The 20,647-nt window shown below is 65.3% G+C and carries 16 protein-coding genes; 5 read left to right on the top strand and 11 right to left on the bottom strand.

The features are described from left to right. Positions 1 to 48 precede the first annotated feature (48 nt). The 8 genes from PSEMO_RS16065 to PSEMO_RS16030 form a co-directional block, all read right to left on the bottom strand. On the bottom strand, positions 49 to 2,424 hold the full coding sequence (locus PSEMO_RS16065) for an efflux RND transporter permease subunit (RefSeq protein ID WP_075803997.1): 2,376 nt from the start codon (positions 2,422 to 2,424) through the stop codon (positions 49 to 51). Between the two features lie 20 nt (positions 2,425 to 2,444). Continuing rightward, positions 2,445 to 3,494: a WD40/YVTN/BNR-like repeat-containing protein gene (locus tag PSEMO_RS16060; protein WP_075803958.1), complete on the bottom strand. Its 1,050-nt coding sequence runs from the start codon at positions 3,492 to 3,494 to the stop codon at positions 2,445 to 2,447. Positions 3,495 to 3,794: 300 nt separating this feature from the next. Next, positions 3,795 to 6,452, bottom strand: a complete 2,658-nt coding sequence (gene pepN / locus PSEMO_RS16055) for an aminopeptidase N (protein WP_075803957.1) — start codon at positions 6,450 to 6,452, stop codon at positions 3,795 to 3,797. Positions 6,453 to 6,481: 29 nt separating this feature from the next. After that, positions 6,482 to 7,312 carry a DUF2797 domain-containing protein gene (locus PSEMO_RS16050; RefSeq protein ID WP_075803956.1) on the bottom strand — a complete coding sequence of 277 codons (831 nt, stop codon included), beginning with the start codon at positions 7,310 to 7,312 and terminating at the stop codon, positions 6,482 to 6,484. Beyond that, positions 7,309 to 7,569 (bottom strand): YeaC family protein, encoded by a 261-nt coding sequence (locus PSEMO_RS16045; protein WP_075803955.1) that lies wholly within the window; start codon positions 7,567 to 7,569, stop codon positions 7,309 to 7,311. The genes PSEMO_RS16050 and PSEMO_RS16045 overlap by 4 nt, the downstream gene beginning before the upstream one ends. 13 nt (positions 7,570 to 7,582) lie before the next feature. Continuing rightward, positions 7,583 to 8,458 (bottom strand): rhomboid family intramembrane serine protease, encoded by an 876-nt coding sequence (locus PSEMO_RS16040; protein WP_075803954.1) that lies wholly within the window; start codon positions 8,456 to 8,458, stop codon positions 7,583 to 7,585. Further along, positions 8,455 to 9,429 carry a metallophosphoesterase gene (locus PSEMO_RS16035; RefSeq protein ID WP_178392008.1) on the bottom strand — a complete coding sequence of 325 codons (975 nt, stop codon included), beginning with the start codon at positions 9,427 to 9,429 and terminating at the stop codon, positions 8,455 to 8,457. The genes PSEMO_RS16040 and PSEMO_RS16035 overlap by 4 nt, the downstream gene beginning before the upstream one ends. Further along, positions 9,426 to 10,316 carry an NAD(+) kinase gene (locus PSEMO_RS16030; protein ID WP_042124167.1) on the bottom strand — a complete coding sequence of 297 codons (891 nt, stop codon included), beginning with the start codon at positions 10,314 to 10,316 and terminating at the stop codon, positions 9,426 to 9,428. Before PSEMO_RS16030 ends, PSEMO_RS16035 begins: the two co-directional genes overlap by 4 nt. Positions 10,317 to 10,432: 116 nt before the next feature. On the opposite strand from PSEMO_RS16030, the gene PSEMO_RS16025 reads away from it, so the two are divergent. Continuing rightward, entirely contained in the window at positions 10,433 to 11,383 is a 951-nt protein-coding gene (locus PSEMO_RS16025) for a DUF1853 family protein (RefSeq protein WP_075803952.1), read from the top strand. A gap of 111 nt (positions 11,384 to 11,494) precedes the next feature. Then, a complete protein-coding gene (locus tag PSEMO_RS16020) occupies positions 11,495 to 12,043 on the top strand; it encodes a cytochrome b (protein ID WP_075803951.1) in 549 nt (182 codons plus the stop codon). On the opposite strand, the gene PSEMO_RS16015 is transcribed toward PSEMO_RS16020, so the two are convergent. Together PSEMO_RS16015 and PSEMO_RS16010 are read right to left on the bottom strand one after the other, a co-directional pair. Beyond that, a complete protein-coding gene (locus PSEMO_RS16015; RefSeq protein WP_075803950.1) occupies positions 12,040 to 12,900 on the bottom strand; it encodes a 1-aminocyclopropane-1-carboxylate deaminase/D-cysteine desulfhydrase in 861 nt (286 codons plus the stop codon). The two genes, PSEMO_RS16020 and PSEMO_RS16015, sit on opposite strands and share 4 nt — an antisense overlap. 130 nt (positions 12,901 to 13,030) lie before the next feature. Then, positions 13,031 to 15,067: an NADPH-dependent 2,4-dienoyl-CoA reductase gene (locus PSEMO_RS16010; RefSeq protein ID WP_075803949.1), complete on the bottom strand. Its 2,037-nt coding sequence runs from the start codon at positions 15,065 to 15,067 to the stop codon at positions 13,031 to 13,033. Between the two features lie 183 nt (positions 15,068 to 15,250). Between PSEMO_RS16010 and PSEMO_RS16005 the strand changes: the two genes are divergently transcribed. Then, the gene (locus tag PSEMO_RS16005) at positions 15,251 to 16,360 is read left to right on the top strand and encodes a carbon-nitrogen hydrolase family protein (RefSeq protein WP_075803948.1); all 1,110 of its coding nucleotides are present in this window, start codon (positions 15,251 to 15,253) and stop codon (positions 16,358 to 16,360) included. A 4-nt stretch (positions 16,361 to 16,364) separates the two neighbouring features. After that, entirely contained in the window at positions 16,365 to 17,405 is a 1,041-nt protein-coding gene (locus PSEMO_RS16000) for an AraC family transcriptional regulator (protein ID WP_075803947.1), read from the top strand. Positions 17,406 to 17,906: 501 nt separating this feature from the next. On the opposite strand, the gene PSEMO_RS15995 is transcribed toward PSEMO_RS16000, so the two are convergent. Further along, entirely contained in the window at positions 17,907 to 18,758 is an 852-nt protein-coding gene (locus PSEMO_RS15995) for a DUF2242 domain-containing protein (RefSeq protein ID WP_075803946.1), read from the bottom strand. A 203-nt stretch (positions 18,759 to 18,961) separates the two neighbouring features. Here PSEMO_RS15995 and PSEMO_RS15990 point away from each other — a divergent pair, with 203 nt between their 5' ends. Next, the gene (locus PSEMO_RS15990) at positions 18,962 to 20,626 is read left to right on the top strand and encodes a cyclic peptide export ABC transporter (RefSeq protein WP_075803945.1); all 1,665 of its coding nucleotides are present in this window, start codon (positions 18,962 to 18,964) and stop codon (positions 20,624 to 20,626) included. Positions 20,627 to 20,647: the final 21 nt, after the last annotated feature.

Below are 20,647 nucleotides of genomic sequence, written 5' to 3'. Positions count from 1 at the left end.
GGGCCAGACGTTGTGACGTCCGGCCCCCGCTGTGGTTCCGCCGATGGATCAGTGGGCGAAGATCGAATTGCCCTTCTGCCCGGCGAGTTTCTCCGGCTTGATCAGGAAGCGCGCCAGGGCCGGCAGCAGCCACAGCGCACCGAACATGTTCCACAGGAGCATGAAGGTCAGCATCAGGCCCATGTCGGCCTGGAACTTGATGGCCGAGAAGATCCAGGTGCACACGCCGATCGCCAGGCACAGGCCGGTGAACAGTACCGCTTTACCGGTGGAACGCAGGGTCTGGTAATAGGCTTCCTGCAACGGCAGGCCGGCACGCAGGAAGCTTTCCAGACGGCTGTAGATGTAGATCCCGTAGTCCACGCCAATCCCCACGCCGAGGGCCACCACCGGCAGGGTGGCGACCTTGACGCCGATGCCCATGAAGGCCATCAGGGCGTTGCCCAGCACCGAGGTCAGCACCAGCGGCAGGACGATGCACAGGGTCGCGGCGAAGGAGCGGAAGGTGATCATGCACATCACTGCCACGCAGATGTACACCAGGATCAGGATGGTCAGCTCGGCCGACTTGATCACGTCGTTGGTGGCCGCCTCGATCCCGGCGTTGCCGGCGGCGAGGAGGAATTCCAGGCCTTCGCGGTTGTGTTCGTCGGCGAACAGCTTGACCGCCTTGACCACACCGTCGAGGGTCTCGGCCTTGTGGTCGTTGAGGAACACCAGCACCGGGGCCAGCGAGCAGTCGCCGTTGTACAGGCCGTCGGCGCGGGACACCGAGCTGTTCAGCACCTCAGGGTTGCGCGACAGGCTTTCCCATTTCAGGTTGCCCTCGTTCATGCCCTTGATCATCTGCTTGGACACGGTCACCAGGGAGATCGCCGACTGCACGCCGGGGGTGTTCTCCATGGTCCACATCAGCTCGTCGATCGGCGCCATGGTGGCGTAGGCCGAGCAGCCTTCGGTCGGGGTCTTGACCATGACCACCAGCACATCGGAACTGGTCGAGTAGTTGTTGATGATGAAGGCGTTGTCGTTGTTGTAGCGCGAGTCCGGACGCAGCTCCGGGGCGCCCTGGTCGAGGTCGCCGATCTTCAGGTTCTGGCTGTACCAGAGGCCGCCACCAAAGGCCAGCAGGGCCAGGACGATGGACACCGGCGCCACCTTGGCGCTGGCGAAGGACGACAGCAGGCGCCAGAACGGGTGCTCGCGGGTCGCGTCCTTCTTGCTGCGCTCGATGGCCTTCTTGCTGATGCCGACATAGGAAATCGCCACCGGCAGCAGGATCAGGTTGGTGAAGACGATCACCGCGACACCGATGGAGGCGCCGATGGCCAGCTCGCGGATTACCCCGATGTCGATGATCAGCAGGGTGATGAAGCCCACGGCGTCGGCGAGGATGGCGATCATCCCCGGCAGGAACAACTGGCGGAAGGTCCGTCGTGCCGCGGTCAGGGCGTTGTCGGCGTCACTGGACTGCAGGGCGATACCGTTGATCTTCTGCACCCCGTGGGAGATGCCGATGGCGAAGATCAGGAACGGCACCAGCATCGAATAGGGGTCGATACCGAAGCCCACCACATGCATCAGGCCCAGTTGCCAGACCACCGCCACCAGGGTGGTGATCAACACCGCGATGGTGCTGCGGATGCACCAGGTGAACCAGTACAGCAGGACCCAAGTGATCATGAACGCGATGGCGAAGAAGCCCACCACCATCATCAGCCCGTCGATCAGGTCGCCGACCTTCTTGGCGAAGCCGACGATATGGATCTTCACGTTGGGGTTCTGCGCCTGGTACTTGTCGCGGATCTTCTCTTCCAGCTGGTGGGAGAACTGCTGGTAGTCGAGCTTGATCTGCTTGCCCGGGTCCTGCGGGTCCGGGTAGGACTCCAGCAGCGGCACATCGACGATGCTCGACTTGAAGTTGTTCGCCACCAGGCGGCCGATCTGCCCGGACTTGAGCACGTTGTCGCGCAGGGTGTCGAGGCTCTGCTGCGAGCCGTTGTAGGTGTTGGGGATGACTTCGCCGCCGGAGAAGCCTTCCTCGGTCACCTCGGTCCAGCGTACCGCCGGGCTCCACAGCGACTTCAGCCCCGAGCGGTCGACGCCGGGAATGTAGAAGACCTCGTCATGGATCTGCCGCAGCGTTTCCATGTAGTCCTTGTCGAAGATATCGCCGTTGACCGCTTCCACCGAGATGCGCACGGTGTTGCCGAGGTTGGCCAGGTCATTGCGGTGCTCGAGCATGTTCTGGATGAACGGGTGCTCCAGCGGGATCATTTTTTCGAAGCTGGTGGACGGGCGGATCAGGGTGGCCTGCCAGAACAGGAACACGCTGACCAGCAGGCAGATGGCGATCACTGCCGGGCGGTTGTTGAAGATCAGGCGCTCGAGGGTGGTCGGCTTGTCCTGATGGTGCTGATTCATGCTGAACGGCTCCCGAACGGTCATGGTTGCGCCCTCTCGGCACCGGTGGCGGTGGCGTAGTGTGCGCCGCCCTGCCCCACCAGGATCAGATTGCCGTCGGACAGGCCGCTGGCTCCAGCCAGGGCCAGGCGGTCGGTACGGTTGAACACGCTGAAGGTCTGGCCATCGTCGCTGCTGCGCAGGACGCTGCCGCCATTGCCCACCAATACCAGACTGCCATCATCGAGAAGCGTAGCGCTTGCCAGGCCGAATTGAAGCGGGCCGCGGCTGGTTTGCAGGCTGACCGGCTGCCAGGTGCTGCCGAAGTCGCTGGAGCGGTACAGGTTGGCGCGCAAACCGTAGGCCAGCACGGTGTTGGGTTGCGCCGTGCCGATCACGCCGAAGAACGAGCCTTCATAGGGGCTTTCGAGTTTTTCCCAGGTCTGGCCGTCGTCGCTGGAGCGGAACATCGAGCCCTGCTCACCGACGATCATCAGGCCGGCGTCCTTGACCCGGGCGATGCCGTTCAGGTGCAGGCCGTCGGGGTTGTCGAGACGCTCGCCGACATCTTGCCAGTGCTGGCCGCCGTCGGTGGTTTCGAGCATGGCGCCGTAGGCACCGATGGCCAGGCCGTGCTGTGTGTTTTCGAACCAGACGTCGAGCAGGGGTGCTTCGCGGGAGAGGTCTTCGAACTGCTTGCTCCAGGTCGCTCCGCCGTCGCTGCTGGCGAGGATCTGCGCGTCATGGCCGACGGCCCAGCCGTGCTTGTCGTCGACGAAGGTGACGGCGGTAAGCAGTTGCCGGGTCGGCACCCTGGCCTGGGTCCAGGTGGCGCCCTGGTCGTCGGAGAAGAGGATATGACCGCGTTCGCCGACCATCACCAGGCGTGCGCCGGCCTTGGTCACGTCGAGCAGCAGGCCCTGGTCGGACTTGGCGGAGACGGTGGACCAGACCTCCGGCTCCGGCGAGGTGGCGGCCTCGAGGCTGTCGGCCCAGAAACCCATGGTCAGCAGCAGGCTCATGCTGGCTGCCAGTGCCCATGGCCGTGCGCGCAGCGTGCCGTGCTGCGCTGCTATAAGAGGCTCGGTCATCGATCTGTCCCCCGGTTCTTGTTATGTGGGTGATTCCAGATGCAGGTACTGCGAAAAGCGTGTTCCAGAGCCCTGCAATAGCTGATGGCCATCCTAATGGGGATTGCGAAGGGCTGACAACGAACGGGACGTTATCTTTTGTTATCGGAAGGAGGCAGGGGGAGTTTGATGGTGTGGCTGATGGCCCTATCGCTGGCAAGCCAGCTCCCACAGGTACAGCGCTGCTCTCAAGGACAGTGGTGAACCTGTGGGAGCTGGCTTGCCAGCGATAGGGCCCGGTCTGACGACCGGGCTTTTGGATCAGGCGAGGCTCTTGCTCACCACCTCGAATACATCGCTGGACAACTGCCCCGAATCGCGAATGCGCTGCAGCTCGCCCTTCATCAGCGCCTGCCGCGCCGCGTCGTACTTGCGCCAGCGGGTCAGCGGCGCCAGTTGCCGCGAGGCGATCTGCGGGTTGAGCGCATTGAGCTCGATGACGATATCCGCCAGGAAGCGATACCCCGAACCATCCGCCGCATGGAAGTTGACCAGGTTCTGCCCGGCAAACGCGCCGACCAGCGCCCGCACCTTGTTCGGGTTCTTCATGGTGAACGCCGGGTGCTCCATCAGCTTGCGCACCCGCGCCAGCCCGCCCGGCAGGGTGCTGCCGGCCTGGACGCTGAACCATTGGTCCATGACCAGCGGGTTGTCCTTGAAGTGCTCGGCGAAGGCTTCCAGCGCCTTGGCCCGCTCGGCCTCGAACGGCGAGTTGACCAGCACGGCCAGGGCCGTCAGGCGCTCGGTCATGTTGTCGCAACCGTCGAACTGCTCCAGCGTCGCCGCCAGCACCTCCGGCTTGCCACTGAGCATCAGGTACGACAGCACGATGTTCTGCAGGCCACGACGGGCGAAGTGCTCGGCCTCGGCAACGTACTCGGTCTTGCGCGAGATCTCGCGGTTGGCCTGGTAACGCGCCAGCAGGCCGTCGAACAGCTGGTCCGCCAGTTGCTTGCGGGCGAACTCGCGAGCGGTATGGATAGCATCGACATCGGCGACTTCGCTGATCTCGGTGAGGTAGGCCTCGCTCGGCAGCGAAAGCATCTCGGCGACCATGGCCTGGTCCAGGCTGTCATTGCCCAGCACGCTGCCCAGGGCCTTGACCAGACGCTGGTCGAGCACCAGTGGCTCGCCCTTCTGCTGCTGGCCGATCAGCTCCTGCAACACCTGCACCGACAGTTGCTGGCCGGCTTCCCAGCGGTTGAAACCGTCGCTGTCATGCTGCATGAGGAACATCAGTTGGTCGCGGTCATACGGGAACGACAGCTTGACCGGCGCACTGAAGCCACGCAGCAGCGACGGCAACGGTTTGGCAGCGATACCGACGAAGGTGAAGGTCTGCTCGGCTGCGGTCACCGACAGCACGCGGCTGGTGCCCACGGCAGCGTCCTCGCCTTGCAGGCGCAGCGGCAGGTCGTTGCCCTCGGCATCCAGCAGGCCCAGCTCGACCGGGATCACGAATGGCAGTTTCTCGACCTTGTCCGGGGTCTCCGGGCAGCTCTGGCGGAAGGTCAGACTGTAGGTCTGCGCGGCGGCGTCATACGCTTCGCTGACCGCCAGGCGCGGCGTGCCGGCCTGGCTGTACCAGCGCTTGAACTGGGTCAGGTCGACGCCATTGGCATCTTCCATGGCCTTGATGAAGTCGTCGCAGGTCACCGCCTGGCCGTCGTGACGCTCGAAGTACAGGTCGCTGCCCTTGCGGAAGCCGTCGGCCCCGAGCAGGGTGCGGACCATGCGCACCACTTCCGAACCCTTCTCGTAGACGGTCAGGGTGTAGAAGTTGGAGATCTCGATAAAGCTGTCCGGGCGCACCGCGTGGGCCATCGGGCCGGCATCTTCGGCGAACTGGTGGGTACGCAGGTAGGCGACGTCCTCGATGCGCTTGACCGTGCGCGAGTTCATGTCGGCGCTGAATTCGGCGTCGCGGAACACGGTGAAGCCTTCCTTGAGCGACAGCTGGAACCAGTCGCGGCAGGTCACGCGGTTGCCCGACCAGTTGTGGAAGTATTCGTGGGCGACCACCGCCTCGACCCGCTGGTGCGCGGCGTCGGTGGCGGTTTCGGCGCGGGCCAGCACGCAACTGGAGTTGAAGATGTTCAGGCCCTTGTTTTCCATGGCGCCCATGTTGAAGTCATTGACCGCGACGATCATGAAGATGTCCAGGTCGTACTCGCGGCCATAGACCTCTTCGTCCCAGCGCATGGACTTCTTCAGGCTGGTCATGGCGTGCTGGCACTTGTCGATGTTTTCCGGCTCGACATAGATGCGCAGGGTCACGTCACGCCCGGACTGGCGGGTGAACTTGTCTTCGACGCACCAGAGGTCGCCGGCCACCAGGGCGAACAGGTAGGCCGGCTTCTTGAACGGGTCTTCCCAGGTCGCCCAGTGCCGGCCATCTTCCTGCGGGCCGCTGCCCACCGGGTTGCCGTTGGAAAGCAGGACCGGGTAGCGGTGCTGTTCGGCAATCACGGTGGTGGTGAACGAACTCATCACGTCCGGACGGTCGAGGTAGTAGGTGATCTTGCGGAAGCCTTCGGCCTCGCACTGGGTGCAGTACATGCCGCTGGACTTGTACAGCCCTTCCAGCGCGGTGTTGCTTTCCGGGTGGATGCGCACGCTGGTGTCGAGGGTGAACTGCTCGCTCTTCGGCTGCACGGTCAGGTGGCTGTCGTCGAGCTGGTAGTCGCCGGCGGCCAGGGCCTGGTCGTCGAGGGCGACACTCAGCAGCTCAAGCTGCTGGCCGTCCAGCACCAGCGGCGGCAGGCCGGCGCCACGGGCCGGGTTGCGGCGCATGACCAGTTGCGCGTGGACCAGGGTGTGGTCCTCGAACAGCTCGAAGGTCAGGTGGGTTTCGTCGATCAGGTACTCAGGCGCCTGATAGTCCTTGAGGTAGATCACTTGCGGCTGTTCGGTGCGCATGTGGCGGGTCCTTTTTGCTGATTCACGGCTTACTGATGCACGGCCAGTTGATAGGCCGTGTACTTGCGAATATTGATCACGCCGGTATCGAAGATCAGGTACTGGCCCTTGATCCCCAGCAGCGTGCCTTCGGCCACCGGGTTCTTGTCCAGGTTGAAGCTGACGATCTTGCTCGGGTAGGCCTCGACCGGATAGCGGATTTCCAGGGGCTGGCCATCGGTCAGCGGCTGGATCGCCTGCAGGCCGAAACGCTCCTGCAAACCACGAATGCCGTCGCCGCAGCTGTCGAACAGCTGGTCGCGCATGGCCACCAGGTCCACCGCCTCGGCGTCGCCCTTGAGCAGCGCGCGCCAGTTGGTGCGGTCGGCCACCTGGCTGCGCAGCAGGTCTTCGACCAGGCCGGACTGCTGGCGGGTGGCGACCCGCAGGATCGGCAGGGCCTGGCTGGCGCCCTGGTCGAGCCAGCGGGTCGGCAACTGGCTGGCGCGGGTGATGCCGACCTTGATCCCCGAGGAGTTGGCCAGGTAGACCACATGGTCGGTCATGCAGAACTGCTCGCCCCAGGACGGCTCGCGGCAGGTGCCGGCGTCGTAATGGCAGCGCTCGGGGCTCATGATGCACACGTCGCACTGGGCCAGCTTGGTCATGCACGGGTAGCAGTAGCCCTGGCTGAAGCTGGTCTTGGTCTTGCGCCCGCAGTGGCTGCAATGGATGGCGCCCAGGTATTCCAGGCGCAGGGTCTGGCCGATCAGCGGGTTGACCGGTACTTCCAGTTCATCCAGGCGGAAAGCGTATTGCACGACCGGCGTCTCGAGACGCGCGGTCATCTTGCGAATGGAACCACGGCCGAGTTCGATCAATGGATCGCATCCGACTTGAACAGGATGTTCGGCACGGTGATGGACTTCGAGGCGCATTCCTGCGGGCCCATGTAGCCGGTGCGCTGGTCTTCCGGCAGGTTCTGCATCTCCCAGGCGATCACCGCCTGCAGGGACAGCTCGCGCTGTTCGGCAGTGAGCTTGCGCCCGTCCGCCCATTTACCGATTTCCACGGCCAGTTTCAGGCTCTCGTAGATTTCCGGTGTGATGTTTTCGATCATTTGCGCAAAAGTGGACATAGCGTCTCCCAAATCAAGCCGTCAGTTTACGCCGGGCCAGCGCCCCGCCCAAGAGTCCGCTCAAGCATCCGACCAACAGGCCGCCGACATGGGCGCCGTTGGCGATGGCGCCAAAACCGAGCACGGACATCACGCCGGTCAGGCACAGCACCAGCCAGGCCAGCATCATCACCAGCACGCCACGGGGCATGCGATACAGCGGATGGGGGGCCAGGCGCTGGTAGATCCACAGGTGCCCGAGCAAGCCGTAGAGCACGCCGGACAGGCCGCCGAACAGGGTCGGACCGCTGAACAGGTATTGCACGCCGTTGGACACCAGGGCGAACACCAGGGTCAGGCCGAGCAGGCTGAACGGGCCCTGGCGCCATTCGATGCGGCGGCCCAGCTCCCAGTACCACACGGCGTTCATGGCCAGGTGCAGCACGCTGAAGTGCAGGAGCATCGGGGTGAACAGGCGCCACCACTGGTTGGCCTGCAGGCTGGTGTCCAGCGGGATGAAGTAGATGTACTCACCGGCTACGCGGAAATCGAGAAAAGTCAGCCAGCGCATGGTCGCGAAGTTTTCGCCGAGGCTGGTGAGACCGGCGACGATCAGGCAGGCCAGGAGCACCAGGGCCGTCACCTTGCTGGTGCGCAACTGCTCGCCCAGGCCCGGGCGGAGCATGGCATCGGGCTGCGCGGTAAGGGGCAGGTCCTGGGTATCGGCGTCGCCTTCCGGGTGGGCCTCGTACAGGCGGCGGATTTCCTCGGCCCGCGCCTGCTCGACCCAGAGCACCTGCTCGCCGTGCTCCTCGGTGACCCGGTGCATCACCTGCAGGCGCCGCAGCAACTGGACGAAACCGCTGAGGTCGGCATTCAGCGGCAGTTGCAGGATGGGAACCACATTCATTGACTGGCCTCCGGCCGTTCCACATCGACCCAGACGAACTTGCGCGGGTCGATGCGCGTTTCATTGTCGAGCCGGTAGGCCACCAGCTTGCCGTACAACACCGCACTGTAGTCGAGGCAGGCCAGGTTGGCGCGGATCGGCGCCGGCTTGCCGCTGCGCCAGTAGTGCCCGACGAACAGCAGGGGCTCGTCCTCGGCATAGCGCAGCAGGGCGTTCTTCTGGGTGCGGCTGAGCGGCGCGCTGGCCACTTCCTCCGGGAGTGCATCGGGCTGGAACACGATATCGCCGTAGGTCTGCGGGTCTTCTTCCCAGAACTTGGTGCGGAAGAAGGCCCGGGTCAGGCCATCGCCACCGGTCAGGGTCAGGCCGTCCGGCAGGCGCATGTCGGTGCCGCGCAGCAGGCGGTTGCAGGCCAGGTGGGCGAAGGTGTCGGACTCGGCCGAGGCCTGGACGAAGGCCGGGTCGATGCGCCCGTCCGGGTACTGCTGGCGCAGCGTGTCGATCACCCGGCCGTCCCAGCAGGCATGCACCAGGCGGAAACGCCCGGCATCGACGAACAGCGGCAGTTGGTAGAACCAGCCGAGGAAGTCGTGCCAGTCGCCGGGGTGCTGCGCGAACTGGGTCAGGGTTTCGTCGATCAGCCGGGCGTGCCGCGGCGTGTGCTCGCGGACGAAGGTCTTGCCACTGCCGGGCGGTGCCGGGGTGGTCCAGCCGAGGGCGTTGTACTCGTGGTTGCCCATGATGCAGTGGGCCTGGCCGGCCTCGACCATGTCATGGACGATATGCAGGGCCTCGCGAATACGCGGGCCGCGGTCGATGATGTCGCCGAGGAACAGGGCCTGGCGCTGCGCATGCCGCCACACGCCGCCCTGGCGCTTGTAGCCGAGGGCGTCGAGCAGCCGTTCCAAGGTGTGGGCACAGCCGTGAACATCGCCGATCAGGTCGAAACTGCGCGCTGGATCGAGCATCAGTCGCCTCCACCACCCAGGCGGCTGCCCCAGCCGAGCTTGGTCCGGCAGACCTCGTAGTAGTTATGGTCCAGCGGATGGATCAGGCGCAGCTTCTGCGGCTTCTTGTTCACCGTGATGGTGTCGCCGGGGGCGCAGGTGAAGTGGTTCTGGCCGTCGCAGGAAACCTGCGGGTAGATGGTCATGTCCTGGGACACGACGATCTTCAGCTCGCTGTTGCCGTCGACCACGATCGGCCGGCCCGACAGGGTGTGCGGGTACATCGGCACGATGACGATGGCATCCAGCTTGGGGTGCATGATCGGCCCGCCGGCGGACAGGGCGTAGGCGGTGGAGCCGGTCGGGGTGGCGACGATCAGGCCGTCGGCCTTCTGGCTGCAGACGAACTGGCCGTCGATGTAGATCTCGAATTCGATCATCCGCGTCGACTTGCCCGGGTGCAGGACCACGTCGTTGAGGGCATCACCCTGGCCGATGGCCTCGCCGTGGCGGCGCACTTCGGCCTGAAGCAGGAAGCGGTTTTCCACCAGGTAATGGCCGTCGAGCACTTCGGCGACCTTCACTTCCAGCTCGTCAGGGCGGATATCGGTGAGGAAGCCCAGGCTGCCGCGGTTGATCCCCAGCACCGGGGTGTTGTGCCGGGCCAGGGCGCGGGCGGCGCCGAGCAGGCTGCCGTCGCCACCGACCACGATGACCAGGTCGCAGACCTCGCCCAGCAGCTTGCGCGAGGAGGTTTGCAGGCCATGGCCGGGCAGGACTTCGGCGATGGTGTCCTCGAGGATCACGTGCAGGTGCCGTTCCAGCAGGAATTTTTTCAGGCGGCGGATGGTATCGAGCACTTGCGAGCTGCCGAGGCGGCCGATGATACCGATATTGCGAAATTGCTCCATGGGGTTCCTGCTTGGGCTAACGACGGTCAAAAGTACGCACGGTCAAAGGCCCGATTATGGGCCAGTGCCCCGCCCTGCGGCAAACGGCGCGGGGTAAACAGGGCTATGCTCGCTGGATGAATCCCTTCGCCGACCTCCACGCCCTGCCCCGCCATCTGCGCCAGCCCGCAGTCCGCGACCTGGCCTGGGCGCTGCTGTCGCCGCCGATGCTGGCCCAGGCGCCGTGGCCGCAGCGCCATCCGCTGGCCGGCAGTGGCTGGGTGGACGACCCGCAGGCCCTGCGCGACTGGCTGCTGGCGCTGGATCGCGATCCGGCGCCGTTGCTCGACTGGCTGTCGTACCTGGCCAGCCGGCGTCTTGGCATGTACTACGAACGACTCTGGCAGTTCGCCCTGCAGCAGGCACCGGGGGTGGAGTTGCTGGCGTCCAATCTGCAGATCCGCCAGGGCGGGCATACCTTGGGCGAGCTGGATATCGTCCTGCGCGACCGCGACGGCGTGCATCATCTGGAACTGGCGATCAAGTTCTATCTCGGGCCGGAAAGTGGCGGCGGGATCGACCCGGCGCACTGGCTCGGACCCGGCTGTCATGACCGGCTGGGCCACAAGCTGGACCATCTGGCGGCGCACCAGTTGCCGATCTCGGCCCGCCCGGAAAGCCGCGAAGCGCTGGCCGGACTGGGGCTGGACCAGGTAGAGGCACGGCTGTGGCTCGGCGGTTACCTGCTTTATCCCTGGCATGTCGATGCCGACTCGCCCCAGGGTGTACATCCCCAACATTTTCGGGGGCACTGGCTACATCAGCGCGACTGGCCGGCGTTCCACGCGGCTCATCCAGAGGGTCGCTGGCAACTGCTGCCGCGCCAGGCCTGGCTCGGGCCGGCGCGGGTGGCGGCGGAGGATGTCTGGAGCGCACGCAAGTTGCAGGACTGGCTGACCGCCCTCGATCCACAGGCCCAGGCACAGTTGATGGTGCGCCTCGAACCGGGTGAAGACGGCGACTGGCTGGAGGCCGAACGGGCCTTTCTCGTCGCCGACCAGTGGCCGCACTTGACCCCGGCGGCTTGACCCGGTCTTTTTTCCGCGAACTCTCTGCCGTAATAGCGCTCAGCTATCTACCCTGTAGGGATGGCGCCGCCAAGAGCGCCCAATTCCGTGACCTGACGAGGACGTGTTCGTATGAGCCTGACCAATACCCGGGAGCGCTACGGCAGCCTGTCCGTGGCCCTGCACTGGCTGATGCTGGTGTTGCTGGCGGCGGTGTACGCCTGCATCGAGTTTCGCGGCATCTTTCCCAAGGACAGCCCGGAACGGGAACTGATGAAGACCCTGCACTTCATGCTCGGCCTGACCGTGTTCCTGCTGGTCTGGCTGCGCCTGTTCCTCAAGGTGACCCGGCCGACGCCGCGCATCGTCCCGGCCCCGCCGGCCTGGCAGATTGGCCTGTCGCACCTGGTGCACTGGGCCCTGTATGCCCTGATGATCGGCCTGCCGCTGGCCGGCTGGACCATTCTCAGCGCCGCCGACAAGCCGATTCCCTTCTACGGTTTCGAACTGCCGGCGCTGGTGCAGCCGGACAAGGACCTGGCCCGTGCGGTCAAGGGCTGGCATGAACTGGGCGCCACCATCGGCTACTGGCTGATCGGCCTGCATGCCGTGGCCGGGCTGTATCACCACTATGTGCGCAAGGACAACACCCTGGTGCGGATGCTGCCGGGCAAGGATTAAGCGAAACCGCGGCGGCCCTGGAGGCCGCCGGTGTGGACGAAGATCAGCCGGGTGCCTCGCTGGAAGCATCCGGCTTTTTCTTTCAGGGCCATGAGGGCCTTGCCGGTGTAGAGGGGCTCCAGCGGGATGCCGGACTCTTTTTCACACGCTTCGATGAAGGCCAGCAGTTCGGGGTCGGCCTTGGCGAAGCCGCCGCGGCTGGCTTCGTGGAGGTTATGGGAAAGCATTTGCTCCACGCCGTACCCCTGGGGCACTGCCATGGCCGCGTGCACCGGACGGGCGCCGGCCTCCGCCGCAATCAATCCCGCCGCAGTGGTGCCGGTGCCCGCGGCCAGCCACCAGGCGTCGTAGTCGTTCCAGCCGATAGTGTGCAATTGCGCCCGCGCCTGTTCGACGATCAGGGCACAGCCTTTCTTGCCCAATTCACCACCGCCGCCTTCGGGGATGCAGTGCCAGCCGGGGTACAGCGCTTGCCAGCGTTCCCAGAAACCGGGTTCGTTGCGCGCGCGGTAGCCGCCGTAGCCGAGCCAGTGCAGGTGCATGCCGAAGGCTTCGAGGTCGCGGGTGGTCGGGGTGTCCTGAGGGGTGCCGCGTAGAAGGCCGGCGGTCTTGAAGCCGAAACGCTGGCCGGCAGCGGCCAGGGCGTGGAGGTGGTTGGAATGGTTGCCACCGAGACTGATCAGACCGGGGGCCTGGTTTCGGCGGGCGAGGCGCAGGTGTTCGAGGAGCTTGAACCATTTGTTGCCGCTGACCAGGGGGTCGATCTGGTCGAGGCGGAGGATGGCCAGTTCGATACCGGCTTCGCTAAGCCAGGGAAAGGAGACGCGCTGTAGAGGCGCTTGAGGGAGATTGAGCATGCCGCAAATTCTACAGGCTACCGCTAACCCTGTGGGAGCTGGCTTGCCAGCGATTGCTGCAGTGAATTCACCATAGCTATCGCTGGCAAGCCAGCTCCCACAGGTTCGGTGTAAGCCTGGCCCTCTGTATTTAGAGTTCTGCCGCCAACCGCGACCCCTGGTTGATCGCCCGCTTGGCATCCAGCTCCGCCGCCACATCCGCGCCACCGATCAGGTGCACCGACTGCCCCGCCGCCACCAGCGCGTCCTGCAACTCGCGCAGCGGATCCTGCCCCGCGCAGATCACCACGTTATCCACCGCCAGCACCTGCGGCTCGCCCTCGCCGATCCGGATATGCAACCCGGCATCGTCGATCCCGAGGTACTCGACGCTGTTGAGCATCTGCACGCGCTTGTTCTTCAGCCCGGTACGGTGAATCCAGCCGGTGGTTTTGCCCAGGCCGTCGCCGACCTTGGTCTTCTTGCGCTGCAACAGGTACACCTCGCGCGCCGGCGCATGGGGCGCGGCCTTGACCCCGGCGACACCGCCACGGGCCTCCAGCGCCGTATCGATGCCCCATTCCTTCCAGAACGCCGCACGGTCCTGGCTGGTAGCAACCCCTTCATGCACGAGGAACTCGGAGACGTCGAAGCCGATCCCGCCCGCGCCCACCACCGCCACCTTCTGGCCTACCGGCTTGCGCGCCAGCAGCACGTCCAGGTAGGTCATGACCTTGGCATGCTCGATGCCCGGAATCGCCGGCAGACGCGGGACGATACCGGTGGCGAGGATGATCTCGTCATAGCCGCCGGCCGCCAGTTGCGCGGCATCGACGCGGGTGTTCAGGCAGACCTCGACACCGGTGGTCTGCAACTTGCGATCGAAGTAGCGCAGGGTCTCGTAGAACTCTTCCTTGCCCGGCACGCGCTTGGCGACATTGAACTGCCCGCCGATCTGCCCGGCGGCATCGAACAGCACCACCTGATGCCCACGCTCGGCGGCCACCGTCGCCGCCGCCAGACCGGCAGGGCCGGCGCCGACCACGGCAATACGCTTGACCTTGGCGACCGGGATGTAATTCAGCTCGGTCTCATGGCAGGCCCGCGGGTTGACCAGGCAACTGGTGAGCTTGCCGCCAAAGGTGTGGTCCAGGCAGGCCTGGTTGCAGCCGATGCAGGTGTTGATTTCGTCGGCGCGGCCCTCGGCGGCCTTGTTGACGAACTCCGGGTCGGCGAGGAACGGCCGGGCCATGGAGACCATGTCGGCATCGCCCTCGGCCAGCACCTGCTCGGCGACTTCCGGGGTGTTGATGCGGTTGGTGGTGATCAGCGGGATCTTTACCGCCCCACGCAGCTTGGCGGTGACCTTGCTGAACGCTGCGCGTGGCACCTTGGTGGCGATGGTCGGGATACGCGCCTCGTGCCAGCCGATCCCGGTGTTGATGATGGTCGCCCCGGCCTTTTCGATGGCCTGGGCCAGTTGCACGATTTCGTCCCAGTTGCTGCCGCCTTCCACCAGGTCGAGCATCGACAGGCGGAAGATGATGATGAAGTTCGGCCCTACGGCTTCACGCACCCGGCGGACGATTTCCACCGCCAGGCGCATGCGGTTCTCGTAGCTGCCACCCCAGCGGTCGGTGCGCTGGTTGGTGTGGGCGGCGAGGAACTGGTTGATGAAGTAGCCTTCCGAACCCATGATCTCGACGCCGTCGTAGCCGGCGCTCTGGGCCAGTTGCGAGCAGGTGACGAAGTCGGCGATCTGCTTCTCGATGCCCTCCTCGTCCAGCTCCTTGGGCTTGAACGGGTTGATCGGCGCCTGGATGGCGCTCGGCGCCACCTGTTTCGGGCTGTAGGCATAGCGCCCGGCGTGGAGGATCTGCAGGCAGATCTTGCCGCCGGCCTCGTGCACGGCCTGGGTGACGATCCTGTGCTTTTCGGCCTCTTCAGGCGTGGTCAGTTTGGCCGCGCCGGAGTACACGCCACCTTCCACGTTCGGCCCGATACCACCGGTGACCATCAGGCCGACGCCGCCCCGGGCACGCTCGGCGAAGTAGGCGGCCATGCGCTCGAAGCCGTCGGGGCGTTCTTCCAGGCCGGTGTGCATCGAGCCCATCAGGGTGCGGTTGCGCAGGGTGGTGAAGCCAAGGTCCAGCGGGGCGAGCAGGTGCGGGTAGTGAGCGGCGGTCATGATGATCTCCACGGCGAATCACGGAATGCGGGAACCTCGTTGGCGGGCCCCGTCGATTTGTCTGGAGCCGACATTAAAGGGCGCTCCATCGCCGCTCAATGACCGAAAGTGACAAGTTATTGATCCAAACGCACCGGGGCGATTACCCTTGGGGGCGAATTCCCTGCCGGCCTTGTCCGCCTCATGCGCAAACTTCTTTCAGGCGCCCTGGCGCTTGTCCTCCTCGCCGCCTTCGGTGGCTACATGCTCTGGGCCGAGCAGCGCCCGGAGGGTCATTACCTGTCCGACCTGCGCGTCGAGCTGGCGCTGGACCAGGGCGTGCCCAGCGGCCAGGGCAACCTGCTCGGCATCGAGCCGACCCTCTACCCCGGCGACTACCAGAACCTCACCCGCCTGCACCGCAAGCTTGCCGCGTACCTGGAGCAGGCGCGGGTCAAGGGGCTGGTCAACGAGCGCACCGTGGTCGTGCTCCCGGAGCATATCGGCACCTGGCTCTGGGCCCGTGGCGAAAAGCGCGAGATGTACCAGGTCACCCGGCTGAGCGAGGCCTACCAGTGGCTGGAGCTGAGCAACCCGCTGCGTTATGGCCTGGCGATGTACAGCGCCACCGGCGACGACCGCCGCGGCGATGCGCACCTGCGCATGAAGGCCGGACAGATGGCCGCGGACTACCAGAAGCTGTTCGGCGACCTGGCCCGGGAGTTCGGCGTGACCCTGGTGGCCGGCTCCATCGTCCTGCCCGAGCCCTATCTCGATCACGGGACGCTGCGTGCCGGCTCCGGTGCCCTGTACAACGCCAGCCTGGTGTTCTCGGGAACCGGCGCGGTGCTCGGCCAGGTCCATCGCCAGCAATACCCGGACAGCAATGTGCGGCGCTTCATCGACCCGGGCACGGGCTCTGCGCCGCAGGTGATCGACACGCCCGCCGGGCGTCTCGGCGTGCTGATCGGCAGCGACGCCTGGTATCCCTCGAGCTATGAACAACTGGCCGCGCAGAACGTGCAGATCATCGCCAACCCGGCGTTCGTCGGCAGTTGGCAGGGGCCGTGGCGGGGCAACCGGCATCAGCAGCGCGCCGCGGAACTGGACCTGCAACCCGGTGAAACCAGCGAGGAACAGGCCTGGTATCACCTCAGCGAAACCGCCGTGCCGGCCGGGATCGCCAGCATGAGTGTGTTCCTGCGTGGGCAATTCTGGGAGGTGCGCGGCGAAGGTCTCGGGTTCGCCAACCTGAACGCCCTGTATCACGCCAGCGCCAGCCACGGCGCGCGCCTGCTCAACCTGTGGCTGTAGGTCGATGAACCGGCCACGGGTGCGGCTCGGCGATCTTTCGGTCGGTTTTATCCAGAGGATGGAGCTTGCCCTTGGCGAACTCGGCCAGGACCCGGCGCCGCTGCTCGAGCGTTATGGCCTGAGCCCGACGCGCCTGGCCGAAGCTGGAGCGCGCCTGTCGATCCCGCGCTACATGCACCTCGGTCATGCGGCCATGGAACAATGCCGCGAACCGGCCCTGGGGCTGCGCATGGGGCGTCTGAGCCGGCTGGGCCAGGCGGGGCTCGCCGGCATCACTGCGGCCCAGGCCCCGACGCTTGGCGAGGCGGCGCGGACGCTGCTGCGTTTCGAGCCTCTGTACGCGGCCAACTATCGCGGCCAGTCGAGCTTCGAGGAAGACAGCCAGGGTGCATGGCTGCGTTTCTATTCCATCAGCCCGTACAACGCCTACAACCGCTTCGTGGTCGACTCGGTGCTGTCCGGCTGGCTGGCCCAACTGGCGGACCTGGCGGGGCAGCCGGTGCTGGCCGAGCGGATCGAGATCGAGTTCGACAGCCCGGCCTATGCCGAGGCCTATCAGGGCCTGAGCCTTCATCCTGTGCACTTCGCCGCCCCGGACAACCGCCTGCGCCTGGCCCGCGCCACCCTTGACCTGCGTAACCCGGCGCATTGCCCGAGCACCTGGCAGCACCTGTTGCAGCTCTGCGAACAGGACCTGCTGGAGCGCACACGGATCCGCAGCCTGGCCGAGCGCATCGCCCACCTGCTGGGCCCGTTGCTCAATGGCGGGCGCGAGCCGGACCTGGAAGAAGTGGCGCGCCGCCTGCAACTGCCGACCTGGACCTTGCGGCGCAAGCTGGCGGAGGAAGGCACGCAGTTTCGCGCGATCCTCAATGACACGCGACGGGACCTGGCGATGAGCTATATCCGTGATACCGAGCTGGCGTTCGGGGAGATTGCGTATTTGCTGGGGTTTGCGTCGGCGGAGGCGTTCCAGCGGGCGTTCAAGCGCTGGAGCGGGGTGACGCCGGGGGAGTTCAGGCGTAGCCAGCGCAGAGGAGAGTAACGCGGACCCTGTGGGAGCTGGCTTGCCAGCGATAGCTATGGTGAATTCACTGCAGCAATCGCTGGCAAGCCAGCTCCCACAGGGTCCGCGGCGCTCTTGCAATCAATAAAAAAAGGGCCGGTTTCAAAACCGGCCCTTTTCATTCACAGCTCTGTCGCATCATCCGCCGGCTCTGGTACATCCAGCTCCGACGCGTGGAATTCGAGAAGTTCTTCCTGATAGTCATCCATAATCCTGCTCCGTTTCTTCGTCTGTCATGTCTGTGTCCGATTCACCCTAAAGTGCACGGGTGAAGAAAAAATGACAACTGCCTTTCAGAAAATAAACGGTGCAGGTGTTACAGGATTTATCCCCGGACTAGGGTTTGTACGGAAAGTCGCCGAGCGGCGATCAGGCAAGGCGAAAACAGGCGAGGAAGCGGAGTTTACTGATTGTAAATGAGCATTCCGAGCCTGTTTTCAACGCAGCATGCTCGTCGCGCAGGCACTTTCCGTACAAAGCCTAGAGCGGTGCGGAAGGCTCGCCGTTGGTCGCCGGCGCGGTCGGCTCGTTGACCACCGGCGTGGTGGTCGGCTCGGTCACCGTTGGCGCAACCTGCTCGGCGGTGATCGGCGCGGCTTCAGCCGGCGGCGCGACCGGCTGCGAACCCTGGCTATCATCCACCACCGGCGCTGCCTGGGTCTCGGCCACCGGGGCAGCAACGGGTGCGGCTGGAGCCGGCGCTTCGGCCTGCGGTGCAACCAGCGCCGCCGGTTCCGGCATGCCCAGCTCGGCAGCCGGTTTGGCCGGCGCCGGCGCTTCAGGCACAACGGCCTGCTTCTTCGGCGCTGGCGGCAGGAAGCTTTCCACCAGGGCGAAATAGCGCTCGTAGAACTGCGCCGAGGTCACCGTCTCGCTGGCGACCTTGACCATGGAGTCGTCGGAGGAGCCGATCGGCATCGACACCGAACCCAGCACGCCCACGCCGAGGCTGGCCGAGGTGTTGGACTTCTTCAGCGCATAACGGTCCTGCAGGGCATTGGCGAACACGGTGGAGCGCCCGGCGCCACTCATGTCGTCGGCACAGACGATATTGAAGCTGATCTGCATATGGCTTTCGCCGGTCTGCTGGAAGCTCTTGTTGCCGTTGACCTGGCCCTTGTCGGCCGTGGTGATGATGTAGCCCTGGCTGAGCAGCGCACGCCGCGCGGCCTCGCAGGAGCCGGCCTCGCTGACCGGGAAGCTGCGCGAGTAGGTGCCCGAGTTATCGAAGTTCTCGTGCTCGTACACGGCAGCCTTCTTCGAGCTGCAACCGGCGACACCCGCCAGCACAAGGGCCAGCCCGAGCGCACCGCAGACGGTTGACTTAGACATTGCAAATCCTGGAGGGGAAAAACGAACGGCGCCTATTGTGCTACAGCTGGCCGGGCACTTAAACCGCCAGGCTCCGAATCAGCGACAGAATTCATCTCGCCGACATGCGGTCGCACTACGCTGTGCCGCTAAATTTCCCGCCCGGGAGCTCGTCCTCTCCCTGACGGCGCAGAGCCCGTTTGCCCGCAATCCGAGAGAAACGCATGACCCTCAAGACTGAAAGCCTGGCCCGGGAAACCCTGAGAATCCTCAAGCCCTACTGGTGGCTGGTGGCTCTGTCGACGGTACTGGGCGTGGTCAGCGGGCTGAGCGTGACCGGCCTGATCGCCACCATCAACCGCGCCATGACCCAGGAAGGCGGCCCCGGCGTCGACATCGCGCTGCTCTTCGCCGGCCTCTGCGTCCTGACCCTGGCCTGCTCCACCAGCTCCAGCCTGCTGAGCAACCGGGTCGGCCAGCGGGTGGTGGCCAACCTGCGCCGCGAGCTGGCAGCGAAAATCCTCGTCGCGCCCATCGAACAACTGGAACGCTACCGCGCGCACCGGCTGATTCCGGTGCTGATGACCGACGTCAACACCCTGAGCAACTTCGCCCTGGCCGTGGCGCCCATGGTCATCGCCTTCACCGTGACCCTCGGCTGCCTCAGCTACCTGGCGTTCCTGTCCTGGCAGATCCTCGCCCTGACCCTGCTCACCGTGATCATCGGCGGCGGCGCCCAGTACCTGGCGCACAAGGCCACCACGCGCAGCATCCTGCGGGCCCGCGATGGCGAGGACGAGTTGCAGAAGCACTACCAGGCGATCTCCGCCGGGGCCAAGGAGCTGCGCATCCAGCGCCGCCGCCGCCAGCACCTGCTGGACGAGCAGATCCACGGCACCACCGAGCGCATCTGCGCCTCGAACATCCGCGCAGTGGACATCTTCGTCAGCGCCGAGACCTTCGGCTCCATGCTGTTCTTCGCGGTGATCGGCATCGCCATCGCCTTCCAGGCCCTGTGGCCGGCCACCGACAAGAGCGTGCTGGGCGGTTTCGTGCTGGTCATGCTGTACATGAAAGGCCCGCTGGAGCGCCTGATCACCTCCCTGCCGATCCTCTCCCGGGCGAAGATCGCCCTGCGCCGGATCGCCGAGCTGTCTTGGAAATTCTCCTCGCCGGAGCCGCACCTGCTGGTCAAGGATCGCCCGTCGAGCCTGGGCGCCATGCGCACCCTGGAACTGCGCCAGTTGCGCTACGACTATCCGCCGGTGGAAGGCGTCGAATCCTTCCACCTCGGCCCGGTCAACCTGAGCATCAAGCAGGGCGATATCGTCTTCGTCGTCGGCGAGAACGGCGGCGGCAAGACCACCCTGATCAAGCTGCTGCTGGGCCTGTATCAACCGCAGCAGGGCGAGATCCTGTTCAATGGCCAGGCGCTGGCCGCCGAGCAACTGGACGACTATCGCCAGCTGTTCACCACGATTTTTGCCGACTACTACCTGTTCGACGACCCGCTGCCGGGCGACGCACCCATCACCGCCGACGCGGCGAAATACCTGGAACGCCTGGATATCGCGCACAAGGTCGGCATCCGCGACGGCGCCTTCACCACCACCGACCTGTCCACCGGCCAGCGCAAGCGCCTGGCGCTGATCAGTGCCTGGCTCGACGAACGCCCGTTGCTGGTGTTCGACGAATGGGCCGCCGACCAGGACCCGGCCTTCCGCCGGGTGTTCTATACCGAGCTGCTGCCGGAGCTGAAACAGCAGGGCAAGACCATCATCGTGATCTCCCATGATGACCGGTACTTCCCGGTGGCGGATCAACTGGTGCGGATGCAGGGTGGGCGGATTTCCGTGGAGCAGGTAGAAGACAGCGCCATTCCTGCCTGACTCAGATTTGGCTGACTGTTC

Source organism: Pseudomonas putida (genome assembly GCF_001941965.1).
In the GTDB taxonomy this organism is placed as follows: Bacteria; Pseudomonadota; Gammaproteobacteria; order Pseudomonadales; family Pseudomonadaceae; genus Aquipseudomonas; species Aquipseudomonas putida_L.
This window is presented reverse-complemented; position numbering and strand designations above follow the sequence as displayed.